Here is an 11,629-nt window from a genome sequence, read left to right on the forward strand (position 1 = left end):
TCGTCATGTCGGGCAGGAGTTCATGCATAACTCTTGTGCAGAAGTCTTGTGCACAAGAGTTATGCATGCTTATCGTGCACGCATGGAACCGACGCCGGAGCGCCCGTACACCCACCTCGAGCTCACCGCCGAGGCCGCCAAGGTGCTCGCGCACCCGCTGCGCTCGCGGCTGCTCGGCGCGCTGCGGCGCGGCGGCCCGGCGTCGGCGACCGCGCTCGCCGCCGAGCTGTCCACCAACACCGGTGCCACCAGCTACCACCTGCGCAGGCTGGAGTCCGTCGGCCTCGTTACCGACACCGAGGAGGGGCGCGGCAAGGAGCGCCTCTGGGCGGCGACCACGCAGAGCCACGGCTGGCGCGACTCCGACTTCGGCGGCGACGAGGACGCGCAGACGGCGCTCGGCTGGCTGGTGCGCGACTACCACCGGCAGTTCGACACGAACTACTCCCACTGGCTCGACGTGCAGGAGGGCTGGCCGAAGGAGTGGACCGACGTCGCCGGCATGACCGACACCTGGGTGGAGGTCACGCCCGAGCAGGCGGCCGCGATGGGCGAGGAGCTCGAGGCGGTGGTCAACACGTACCTGCGTGCCGGCGCCGGCGACCCCCGGGCGCGGCGGCTGCACCTGTGGCGGTTCCTGTTCCCGCTGGACGCCGACGACGTGCCCGGCGGGTTTCCCGAGAGCAAGAACGAGAGCAAGGACGACGAGTCATGAGCCCGCAGCGCGTCTTCCTCCTGCTCACCGCCACCCGGTGGTTCCCCGTCGGCCTGGTCGTCACCGTCACCACGCTGCTGCCGATCGAGCGCGGCCTCACCGTGGCCCAGACGCTCTCGCTCGCCTCCGTGACGGGCCTCGTCGTCTTCGCTCTCGAGCTCCCGACGGGCGGCACTGCCGACGCGGTCGGACGGCGGCCGATGCTCATCGCCTCGGCCGTGGTGCAGGTGCTGGCGGCCGCGACGTTCCTGCTGGCCCAGTCGATCTGGGCGTTCTTCGCGGCGGCCGCGCTCATGGGCATGTTCCGCGCGCTGGACTCCGGCCCGCTCGAGGCGTGGTTCGTCGATGCCGTGCACGCGAAGCACCCCGGGGCCGACGTCGACCGCACGCTGGCCCATCAGGGCACGGTGCTCGGGGTGTCGATCGCGCTCGGCGCGCTCGTGTCGGGCGGGCTGGTGTGGTGGCACCCGATCGGCGCGTGGTCCGCGCTCACCCTGCCGTACGCGACGTACGCGGCGCTGGCCGTGGTGCACCTCGTGATGGTCACGCTGCTGGTGCGCGAGGCACCGCGCCGTGGGGCAGGCGACGGCGCGGGCGTGGCCCTCGCCGGACGACGCCGGTGGCGCGTCGCGGTGCGCTCCACCGTCGGGTCGGCCCGCCAGATGCCCGCGGTCGTCGCCTCCGGGCTGCGCCTCGCCCGTGACAACCCGGTGCTGCGCGGCCTGCTCCTGGTGGAGCTCTTCGCGGCGACCGCGATGGTCGTGTTCGAGTCGCTGCAGCCGATCCGGATGGCGGAGATGCTCGGCGGCGAGGCCGAGGCGGGCGCCGTCATGGGCCCGGTCGCGTCGGCCGGCTGGGGGGCGTTCGCGCTCGGCGCCGCCCTGTGCGGGCTCGCCTCGCGACGGTTCGGCGTCGCCCGCACGGCGATGGCGGCGCGGGTGCTCAACGGCCTCGGCGCCGTGTGGATGGGGCTGGCCGGAGGGCCCGCGATGCTGGTCGTCGCCTACCTCGTCACCTACGGCCTGCACGGCAGCTCCGGCCCGGGGTACAACGCGCTGCTGCACCGTGAGGCGCAGCGGGACAACCGGTCCACCGTGCTGTCGTTGGCGTCGATGGTGTCCTTCGCGGTGTACGCGGTGGCGTCGCCCGCGCTCGGCGGCGTGGCGCAGGCGACGAGCACCTCCGTGGCCATGGTGCTCGGCGGGGCGTTCAGCGTGCTCGGCGTGCTCTGCTTCGTTCCGGCGCTGCGCGCGGAGCGGGAGCGGGGGCGACGACCGGCCGACGCTGACGCCGACGACGGCGTTCCCGAGGACGCGGCGGCGGCCTGACGCCGGACGGAGCCCGCCCCCAGGCGGCCTCCGTCCACAGATCCTCGGGCGCGTCCCGGACGGGCCCCGGCGGCGGACCAGCCTGGGCGCATGAACGACGCCCTCGCTCGCACCCTGCCCCGCCCGGCCGACCCGTCACCCGGGCCGGTGCGCACCGTCGCGCCCCCGGCGTCGTGGCCGCCGGGTCGCGGGCGGGGCGACGGGCCGGGGCACGACCGGCGGACGATCGCGGTCGTCGGCGCCTGCGGCGGCGCGGGCGTGAGCACCGTCGCCGTGGCCCTCGCCCAGGGGCTCCGCCGGGCCGGGGACGGCGCGGTCCTCGTGGACCTCGATCTTCCCGGCCCCGGCCTCGACGTGCTGCTCGGCATCGAGGACGAGCCCGGCGCCCGCTGGCCCGAGCTGGCCGCAGCCCGGGGCGACGTGGACGGCGTCGGTCTGGTCGCGGCGCTGCCCCGCTGGCACTCCGTCCCCGTGCTCTCCGGGACCCGGTCGAGCCCGGGACGCCCCGACGACGCGGTGGTCGTGGACGTCTGCACCGGGCTGCTGCACGCCGGCGAGACCGTGGTGCTCGACGTGCCCCGGCCCGCGGCCTGGACCGCCGCCGTGCGGATGCTCGTGGCGGCGGCCGACGTGGTGCTCCTGGTCGTGCCCTGCACCGCCCCGGGCGTCGCCGGGGCCATGGCCACCTGGGCGGAGCTCGTCGAGCTCGGCGTCCGGGACCCGTGGCTCGTCGCCAGGCGCCCCGCGCCGGGCCGCGTCGACGCGGTGGCCCTCGGGGACGCCGTCGGGCTCCCGGTGGCCACGACCGTGCGTGCGGACGCCCGGCTGGCCGCCGCCGTCGACCGCGGCGACGGCCCGCCCGTCGGCCGCGGGACGCCGCTCGGCCGTGCCGTGGCACCGCTGGTGACGGCGCTGGCGGGTGCGTCGTGACCGGTCGCGCGCTCGTCGACCGCGACCTGCTCGACGACGTGCGGGCCCGCGTCGGCACGGCGGGCACGGCGCTCGACGACGGCGTGGTGCGCGACGCGTTGCGGGCGACCGGGCGGGTGTTCGGGTCGGCGGCGCTGACCGACCTCACCCGTGCCGCGCGGGCCGAGCTCACCGGGGCCGGGCCGCTGCAGGAGCTGCTCGACACCCCCGACGTCACCGACGTGCTCGTCAACGGCCCGCGCGACGTCTGGGTGGACCGCGGCGACGGGCTGCGTCGTGCCGACCTCGACCTCGGGACGCCGGAGGCCGTGCGGGCGCTCGCCGTCCGGATGGCGGCCGTGGCCGGCCAGCGCCTCGACGACGCCGCCCCGACCGTCGACGCCCGGATGCCCGACGGCACCCGCCTGCACGCCGTCGTGGAGCCCGTCGCGCCCGCGGGGGCGGTCATCGCGCTCCGGGTGCTGCGGCAGGCCGCGCACTCGGTGGACTCCCTCGTCGCCGGCGGCGCGTTGCCGCCCGGGTGGGAGGGCGTGCTGCGCGGTCTGGTCACCGGCCGGGCCAACCTCCTGGTGACCGGCGGCACCGGCACGGGCAAGACGACGCTGCTCGCCGCGCTGCTGTCCCTGGTGCCGCCGGACGAGCGGGTGCTCGTGGTCGAGGAGGCCCGCGAGCTCGCGCCCCGGCACCGGCACGTGGTGTCCCTCGCCGCCCGGCGGCCCAACGTCGAGGGCGTGGGCGAGGTGACGCTCACCGAGCTGGTGCGCGGCGCGCTGCGGATGCGGCCCGACCGGATCGTCGTGGGGGAGTGCCGCGGAGCCGAGGTGCGCGAGCTGCTCCTGGCGATGAACACGGGGCACGACGGCGGGATGGCCACCGTGCACGCCAACGCCGTCGAGCACGTGCCGGCGCGGCTCGAGGCGCTCGCGGCCCTCGCGGGGATGCCGCGTGACGCGGTCGCCGCGCAGGCCTCCGCCGCGCTGGACGTGGTGCTCCACCTGCGGAGGCACGGCGGCCGGCGGCATCTCGCCGAGGTCGGTCTGGTCGGGCGGGACGACGACGGCAGGCTCGAGGTCCGCCGCGCGGCGACGTGGGAGGCGGGTGCGGACCCGCGGCCCGACGTCGCGTGGGAGGAGCTCGTGGGGAGGTGGGCGCCGTGACGGTCGTCATGACGGACCACGGGCCCGGGACCGGCGGCTGGACCGCCGCGGACCTCGCCTCCGGCCCGGGAGCCGTCGGGCTCTGGGTGGGACTCGCGGTGTGGCTGGTGCTGGTTCGCGGCGGACGGCGCCCGGACTCCCTCGTCCGCCCCCTGCACCCGCGCTCCGGCTCCTGGTCGGCGGGGCTGCTGCGCCGCGGACGGCACGAGTCCACGCAGGCGGACGCGGTGCGGGTCGCCGTCGCGCAGGTCGTGGCGCTGCTGCGTGCCGGGGCGCCGCCGGCGGCGGCGTGGTCGCGGGCGCTCGGGGTGCCGGCCGACGCCACCGGCGTCCCGGACCCGGTGGCCTTGGCGCCGGTGGTCGGCGGGGCCGGTCACGCCCGGTCGGTGGTGGCCGCGGCGGTGCTCGCCCGGGACGTCGGGGCCCCGCTGGCCTCGGTGCTGGACGCCGTGTCCGGGGCCCTCGTGGCCGAGGCGGAGGCCCGCGGGGAGCGGGAGGCGTCGCTGGCCGGGCCCCGGGCGACCGCGCGCGTGCTGATGTGGCTGCCTCTGCTGGGGGCGGCGCTCGGCTGGGTGCTGGGTGCCGACCCGGTGGCGACGGCGGTCGACGGCGGCGTCGGCTCCGTCGCGGTGTGCCTGGGGCTCCTGCTGCTCGCGGCCGGGTGGGCCTGGACCCGTCGGTTGGTCGCGTCGGCGAGGGCGGCGGGGGAGGCGGCATGAGCGCGTCGTCCGTCGACCCCGGCGCCGTCGCCGTCGCGGGCGCCTCGTGGGCGGTGGCGGCGGCCGCGCTCCTCGCCGTGCTGCCGTGGTGGCTGGGCCGCGCCGCCACTGCCACGAGGGTGGCGCGCCTGGCGTCGGACGGCCCTGCGGACCCGCCGGCCGAGGAGCACGAGACGGACCCCGTGGACGTGCCCGTCGTGCTGGAGCTCCTCGGTGCGGCCCTGCGCGCGGGCGCCGGGGTGCCGCGCGCCCTCGAGGCCACGGGCGCGGCGCTGGACGGCGCGGTGGCCCCGGCGGCGTCGGGCACGGCAGCGGGCACAGCACCGGACAGGGGCGGGGGCACGGTCGACGGCGCTGCGTTGCGCGCGGCCGCGGACGCGCTGCGGCTGGGCGCGGACTGGGACGGCGCGTGGCGCGACGCCCCGTCCCGGCTCGGCCCGGCACACCGGGCGCTGCGCGGGGCCTGGACCGACGGGGCGTCCCCGACCGGAGCGCTGCGTGCCGCGGGCGAGGAGCTGTTGCGGGCCCGCCGCGCGGCCGCCCGCACGGCCGCGGCCCGGCTGGCGGTGCGCCTCGTGCTGCCGCTCGGAGCCTGCTACCTGCCCGCGTTCGTGCTGGTCGGCCTCGTGCCCGTCCTGCTCGCGCTGGGCATCGACCTGCTGACCGGGTGACCGTGCCCGGCCCACGACGACCCGGGCGCCGCCCGGGTCCCCGCGCCCGCCCCGGGCGGGCGCGCCGCGACCGGCCCGGACCGTCCGCGCCGGCCGCGAGAAGGACACCACGAGGAACGCTCACGAAGGGAGCACTCAGGAGCCATGACGAACGACGACGAGGGCCGCGCGGCGGCCAGGAACGAGCAGGAGCCAGGACCGGGGACGGAGGCCGGCACGCCCCCGGCCGGGAACGACGGTCCCGGGGCACAGCCGGCGCCGGACCGGCCGGACCCGGAGGCGGGGCTGGCGACCGCCGAGTACGCCGTCGCCACCGTGGCGGCGGTCGGGTTCGCCGGCCTGCTCATCGCGGTGCTCAAGAGCGGCACGGTCCGTGGCCTGCTGGAGAACATCATCAGCTCGGCGCTGTCGATCTGATGCGCCCGCACCGCAGCAGAGGCGCCGGCACGGTGCGGGTCCCCGGAGGGCGCGCCCACGCGGGTGCCGACCGCGAGCGCGGTGCGGTGACCGCCGAGCTCGCGGTCGGGCTGCCGGTGGTGGTCCTCCTGCTGGTCGCGGTGCTCAGCCTCGCGGCCGCGTCCACGGCGCAGATGCGCGCCCTGGACGCGGCTCGGGCCGGTGCGCGCGCCTACGCCATCGGGGAGGACGACGCGACGGCCCGGCAGGCCGTCGCGCAGGTCGGCGGGGACGACGCGGAGCTGAGCGTCAGCCGGGACGGCACGTGGGTGCGGGTCACGGTCAGCCGCCCGGTGGTGGGCGGCTGGTTCGCCGGTGCGCCCGTGCGGGCGTCCGGCGACGCGACGGCGTGGGTGGAGCCATGAGCGCCGCACGCGACGGCACGCACGAGAGCGGTGCGAGCGGCGACACGTCGGCCGGTACGGCGACCGAGCGCACGACGACGGACGGGAGCTCCGACGTCGGCAGGGCTGACCGGGACCGGTGCGCCGCCGACGCCCGGGCGAACCGGGACGAGAGGGCTGTGCACCGGGAGCGGGGTGCGGGGACCGTCGTGGTGCTCGCGCTGGCGGCGGTGGTCGTGCTGCTCGCGCTGGCCGTCGGCGCGCTCGGTGCTGCGCAGCGCGCGCGTGGGGCGGCCCAGGCCGCGGCGGACCTGGGCGCGCTCGCCGCCGCCACGGCGTGGCGGCAGGGCGCCGACCCGTGCGCGACGGCGGCCGAGGCCGTGCGCCGCAACGGCGGGGAGGTGGTGGCGTGCGTCCCGGAGGACGGCGGCATCGTCGGCGTCCGCGCGTCGCGCGCGGCCGTCGGGCCGGAGGTGGGGCCGTGGGCGGGGGCGCTCGGCGCGGCCGGGGCGCACGCCCGCGCCGGGCCGCGGCCGGGTGCGGCGCCCGTGTCTGCACCGACCGGGGCGGGGTCGACCTGAACCGTGCCGCCGCCCGGGTCGCCGTCCGTGCCGACGCCGCCCACCCGGCCCGAGCGGTCGCCGTGAGGCGCGCCCGGGCCGGGAGACGGCGGGGATCAGGACGGGTTGACGTGGAACAGCGTGGCGCGCTCGCTGATCTTGCGGGCGCGGGCCAGGCGAGGCTTGTCGGAGCCGTCGCGGATCACGGAGCCCGACGCCTCGAAGTCGGCCAGGAAGTCGATCGCCCACGCGACGTCCGCGCTGGACGGGCTGAAGGACTCGTTGATGACGGCAGGCGTCTCCAGGTCCAGGCAGAGCTTGCCGGTGAGGCCGAGCGCCACGCCGTCCGCCGACTGCTCGCGCAGCAGCGCGTGGCTGGTGCCGACGGTAGGGCCGTCGATCGGGCCCGGCAGCCCGCCGATGCGGCTCGCGGTGACGAGCCGTGAGCGCGGGTAGGCCATCGCGAGGGACTCGTTGGCCGTGCCGGTGTCGCGACGGTAGTCGCCGGACCCGAAGGCCAGGCGGAAGGCGCCCGGGGCGCGCGCGATGCTCACGGCATCCTCGATGCCCAGCGCGGACTCGACCAGCGGGATCACCGGCACGCTGCCGCCGAGCCGCTGGGCCGTGTCGACCACCTGGTCGGGCGACTCGGTCTTGGCGAGCATGACGCCGCGCAGGCCCTTCGAGTCCCACAGGGCGCGGACGTCGTCGGCCCACGCCTGCGACCCGCGCTCGTTGATCCGCACCCAGGCACGACCGCCCTGGGAGAACCAGGCGAGGACCTTCTGGCGTGCCTCGTCCTTGCGGCTGTCGTCGACGGCGTCCTCGCAGTCGAGGATCACCTGGTCGGCACGGGAGAGCTGGGCGGCGTCGAACAGGTCGTCCCGCAGCGCCGACAGCAGCAGCCACGAGCGGGAGTTGGCGGGGTCGACGCGCGTGTCCTCGCGGGAACGGCGGCGTTCGGCGAGGTCGATCTCGGTAGTCACCTCACGATGGTAGGTTCCGCCGGCGCGTGGCTCAGCACGGCATCCAACAAGCGCAGGGCCGCGGACTTGTCGAGGGGAGCGTTGTCGCTGCCGCACTTGGGCGACTGGACGCAGGCCGGGCAGCCCTCGGCGCACGAGCACGCGGCGATCGCGTCGCGGGTGGCGCGCAGCCAGCGCGCGCCGAGCTCGTACCCGCGCTCGGCGAAGCCGGCACCGCCCGGGTACGCGTCGTACACGAAGACGGTGGCCTCGCCGGTGTCGGGGTGCAGCTCCGTCGAGACGCCGCCCAGGTCCCAGCGGTCGCACGTGGCCAGCAGGGGCAGCAGCCCGATCGACGCGTGCTCGGCCGCGTGCAGCGCGCCGGGCGTCTCGTCGGCGGAGACGCCCGCCGCCCGGAGCACGAAGTCCGGCACCGACCACCACACGGCGGTCGTGGCGAGCGTGCGCGACGGCAGGTCGAGCGCCTCCGTGCCGAGCACCTGCATGTCGGGCAGGCGGCGCCGCTGGAAGCTCACCACCTGGCTCGTCACCTCGACCGGCCCGAGGCCCCAGCGCACCGGGCCCCAGTCGCGGCCCTCGACCGGGCGGTGCCCCTCCTCGTCGATCGCGATCTCCATGACCTCGTGCGACCAGGTGCCGTGCTCCACGTCCTTGCGCACCACGAGCGCCACGTGGTCGGCCAGGTCGAGGTGGTCCACGACGAACGTCGCGCCCTGGTGCACGTACACCGCGCCGTCGTGCACCTGGCCGTCCGCCGACCCGGCGTCCACGGTGCCGAGCAGGCGCCCCGTCGTGGCCTCGACCACCCGCACGGGCCGCCCGCCCGTGCCGCGCAGGTCCGCCATCGCCGACGCGGGCTGCGCGTGCGTCCAGTACCAGCCGGACGGGCGGCGTCGCAGGGCGCCGCGCGCCACGAGGACGTCGAGCACCTCGCGCACGGCCCGCGGGTCGCCGAAGGCGGCGAGGTCGTCGCCGCGCAACGGCACCTCCTGCGCGGCGGCGCAGAGCTGCGGGGCGAGCACGTGCGGGTTGGCCGGGTCGAAGACGGTGGCCTCGAGCGCGGCGTCGAACACCGCCTCGGGATGCGTGACGAGATACGTGTCGAGCGGGTCCTCGCGCGCGACGAACGCGACGAGGCCCTCGGCGCCGGCGCGCCCGGCTCGCCCGGCCTGCTGCCAGAGGGAGACCCGGGTGCCGGGCCAGCCGGCGACGAGCACGGCGTCCAGCCCCGAGATGTCGACCCCCAGCTCGAGGGCGTTGGTGGTGGCGAGGCCGCGCAGCTCGCCCGTGCGCAGCGCCTGCTCCAGCTCGCGTCGTTCCTCCGGCAGGTACCCGCCGCGGTAGCTCGCCACCCGCGCCTCCAGGCCGGCGGCCACGGGGCGCAGGTGGTCGCGCGCCTGCTGCGCCACCGACTCCGCGCCGCGGCGCGACCTGGTGAACGCGAGCGTGCGCGCGCCGGACGCCGTGAGGTCCGCGAGCAGGTCCGCCGTCTCGGCGGTCGCCGAGCGCCGCGGGTGCTCGGCTGCGCCGCGGGTGGTCAGCACGGCCTCGGCCTCGTGCTCCGTGCGGGCCGGGTCGAGCGGGTCGGGCAACGCCCACGGGTCGTCGTCGTGCGTGGGCGCGTCGCCGGTAGGCCGCGACCGGTCGAACGCGGCCACCTCCGGCGGCTGCCACAGCGCGAACGTGCGCCGTCCCGCCGGCGACGCGTCCGTGGTCACCGCGACGACCTCCTCGGGCGCCACCCCCACCAGCCGCGCCGTGCTCGCCGCGGGCTCCGCCGTCGTCGCGCTGGCCACCACGAACACCAGCGACCTGTCAGACACGTGTGGCACCCCGGTGACCTGTGCGTCTGACGGGTCCGGAGCGGCGGCCGACGCGTCAGACGTTCGGAGCACCCCGGTGAGCTGTGCGTCTGACAGCGGGCGGTAGTGGGCTGCCAGCCGCGCGAGCCGCCGCAGCACCAGCGACACGTGCGCCCCGAAGACGCCGCGGTACGCGTGCCCCTCGTCGACGACGACGTACCGCAGCCCGCGCAGGAGCCGTGCCCACCGCCGGTGGCCGGGCAGCAGGGAGAAGTGCAGGAAGTCGGGGTTGGTGAGCACCACGTCGGCGTGCTCGGTCACCCAGCGGCGCTCCTCGGTGGGGGTGTCCCCGTCGCACGTCGCGACGCGGGGCCGGGCGCCGGGCACGGCCGCGACCAGCCGCTCCAGGCCGGCGAGCTGGTCGGCCGCGAGCGCCTTGGTGGGCGAGAGATAGAGCACGGTGGCGGGCTCGGGGCCGCGCACCGCCGTGAGGGCGGGCAGCCAGAACGCGAGCGACTTGCCCGAGCCGGTCGACGTCGCGAGCGCGACGTGCCGACCGGACCGGGCGGCGTCGGCGGCCTCGACCTGGTGCGCCCACGGCCGGTCGACGCCGAGCGCGCGGTAGCCGGCGACCACCCCCGGGTCCGCCCAGGCGGGCCAGTCCGCGGTCGCCCCGGCCCGCGCCGGGAAGGTGCGCACGTGCGTGAGCCGGTCCGCCCGCGCCCCGTGCGCGGTGAGCACGTCGAGCAGCGGGTGCTGCTCGGGCTCGGGCTCGGAGGCGGGGTCGGGGGCGGCGGGCACGGGCCACAGTCTCGCACCGGACCGACCGGCTCCGGTCGTTCCCGACCAGGGTCCTCAGTGGGTGAACTGTGTCCTGATATCAGGGTGAAATCGCATCAAAAGGTATCTTGTCGGTTCATCCGGACCTAGGATCGTTCGCGCTGCCGACGGCTCCGCGGCTCGGAGCCGGGCTGTGCCCTCCTCTGACGCCGACGAAGGATCATCGATGCGCCACGCCACCGTGGCGGCGACCGCCGCTGCCCTCCTCCTGCTCTCCGCCGCGCCTGCGGCGGCGGGAGGTTCGGACGACCCCGTGCCCTACACCGTGGGCGCGGACGGTCTGACCCTGCCCGCGGGGGACGCGTTCCGCGACGGTGGCCACGTCAACATCCGGTACACGACGGGCGCGGCCGAGCGAGCCGCCCACATCCACTTCGAGACGCTCAACGGGCAGGCCTCAGGTGCGTACGTGGGCGAGTCCTACCTGCCGTGGTCGGCGCTGGCCGGTCAGCCGCCCGCCGACCTCTGCATCACGTGGGTGCAGGTGGAGGGGTACAACGAGCACTTCGGGGAGGGTGGGCAGCAGCCGGTGTGCGCGCCGGACACGCAGCCCGCACCCGAACCGTCGCCGGAGCCGTCGCGGACGACCACCGAGCCCGCGGTGCCGCCCGCCGTCGAGCCCCCCGGGCCGTCGGGGCCCGACACCGAGGCGGCCCCTCCTGAGACGTCGTCGCCCGCGGAGCCGTCCGAGGAGGGGGCGGCGGAGGAGCCGGCCGTGCCCGGCGTCGAGGACGAGACGCCGGGGCTCCCGTCCGGCGACGATGCGGGGCCCGCGGGCGAGGACGGGCCCGCGACGTCGCGCCCGGACACGTCGGCGACGTCCGGTCAGGTCGTGGGCGGGATGCCGGCGGCGGTCGACGCCGCCGCGCCGGATCAGGGTGCCGCGCTGGCCGCGGGCGACGTCGAGGCGTCGGCTGCCGCCGACGAGCTGCCGCGCACGGGTGCGGCGGTGGCGGGGCTGGCTGCCGCGGCGGCCGTGCTGCTCGCGGCGGGTGCGGTGCTGCTGGTCGTGCGGCGTCGACGCCGCGCCTGAGGGGCGCAGTCGGGCATGTCCGGCCTGGGGTGAAGTGGCCGAAACGGCGGGATGTCGCCGTTCGGCACGGAATGGCGTCCGCATCCGG

General features: G+C 77.4%; 12 protein-coding genes. 10 read left to right on the forward strand and 2 right to left on the reverse strand.

From position 1 onward, the window contains the following. Window positions 1-82 precede the first annotated feature (82 nt). From ACH436_RS17890 to ACH436_RS17930, 9 genes are all read left to right on the forward strand, one after another. On the forward strand, window positions 83-715 hold the full coding sequence (locus ACH436_RS17890; RefSeq protein WP_430561543.1) for a helix-turn-helix domain-containing protein: 633 nt from the start codon (window positions 83-85) through the stop codon (window positions 713-715). After that, window positions 712-2,043: an MFS transporter gene (locus ACH436_RS17895; RefSeq protein ID WP_430561544.1), complete on the forward strand. Its 1,332-nt coding sequence runs from the start codon at window positions 712-714 to the stop codon at window positions 2,041-2,043. The genes ACH436_RS17890 and ACH436_RS17895 overlap by 4 nt, the downstream gene beginning before the upstream one ends. 90 nt (window positions 2,044-2,133) lie before the next feature. Further along, entirely contained in the window at window positions 2,134-2,973 is an 840-nt protein-coding gene (gene ssd / locus ACH436_RS17900; RefSeq protein ID WP_430561545.1) for a septum site-determining protein Ssd, read from the forward strand. Next, window positions 2,970-4,130 (forward strand): TadA family conjugal transfer-associated ATPase, encoded by a 1,161-nt coding sequence (locus ACH436_RS17905; protein WP_430561546.1) that lies wholly within the window; start codon window positions 2,970-2,972, stop codon window positions 4,128-4,130. Before ssd ends, ACH436_RS17905 begins: the two co-directional genes overlap by 4 nt. Next, the gene (locus ACH436_RS17910; RefSeq protein WP_430561547.1) at window positions 4,127-4,849 is read left to right on the forward strand and encodes a type II secretion system F family protein; all 723 of its coding nucleotides are present in this window, start codon (window positions 4,127-4,129) and stop codon (window positions 4,847-4,849) included. Before ACH436_RS17905 ends, ACH436_RS17910 begins: the two co-directional genes overlap by 4 nt. After that, window positions 4,846-5,520, forward strand: coding sequence for a secretion system protein (locus ACH436_RS17915; RefSeq protein WP_430561548.1), 675 nt, complete (start codon window positions 4,846-4,848; stop codon window positions 5,518-5,520). The genes ACH436_RS17910 and ACH436_RS17915 overlap by 4 nt, the downstream gene beginning before the upstream one ends. A gap of 144 nt (window positions 5,521-5,664) precedes the next feature. After that, window positions 5,665-5,937: a DUF4244 domain-containing protein gene (locus ACH436_RS17920; RefSeq protein WP_430561549.1), complete on the forward strand. Its 273-nt coding sequence runs from the start codon at window positions 5,665-5,667 to the stop codon at window positions 5,935-5,937. 32 nt (window positions 5,938-5,969) lie between these two features. Then, window positions 5,970-6,341: a TadE family type IV pilus minor pilin gene (locus ACH436_RS17925; RefSeq protein WP_430561550.1), complete on the forward strand. Its 372-nt coding sequence runs from the start codon at window positions 5,970-5,972 to the stop codon at window positions 6,339-6,341. After that, entirely contained in the window at window positions 6,338-6,901 is a 564-nt protein-coding gene (locus ACH436_RS17930) for an Rv3654c family TadE-like protein (protein WP_430561551.1), read from the forward strand. The genes ACH436_RS17925 and ACH436_RS17930 overlap by 4 nt, the downstream gene beginning before the upstream one ends. 95 nt (window positions 6,902-6,996) lie before the next feature. On the opposite strand, the gene ACH436_RS17935 is transcribed toward ACH436_RS17930, so the two are convergent. Together ACH436_RS17935 and ACH436_RS17940 are read right to left on the reverse strand one after the other, a co-directional pair. Continuing rightward, window positions 6,997-7,866: an HpcH/HpaI aldolase/citrate lyase family protein gene (locus ACH436_RS17935; RefSeq protein WP_430561552.1), complete on the reverse strand. Its 870-nt coding sequence runs from the start codon at window positions 7,864-7,866 to the stop codon at window positions 6,997-6,999. Further along, complete coding sequence (locus ACH436_RS17940) at window positions 7,863-10,469, reverse strand: DEAD/DEAH box helicase (RefSeq protein ID WP_430561553.1); 2,607 nt, start codon at window positions 10,467-10,469, stop codon at window positions 7,863-7,865. The genes ACH436_RS17935 and ACH436_RS17940 overlap by 4 nt, the downstream gene beginning before the upstream one ends. A 205-nt stretch (window positions 10,470-10,674) precedes the next feature. Between ACH436_RS17940 and ACH436_RS17945 the strand changes: the two genes are divergently transcribed. Further along, on the forward strand, window positions 10,675-11,541 hold the full coding sequence (locus ACH436_RS17945) for an LPXTG cell wall anchor domain-containing protein (protein WP_430561554.1): 867 nt from the start codon (window positions 10,675-10,677) through the stop codon (window positions 11,539-11,541). The last annotated feature ends 88 nt before the right edge of the window (window positions 11,542-11,629 follow it).

Source organism: Isoptericola sp. NPDC019693, assembly GCF_044389085.1.
Taxonomy (GTDB): Bacteria; Actinomycetota; Actinomycetes; order Actinomycetales; family Cellulomonadaceae; genus Isoptericola.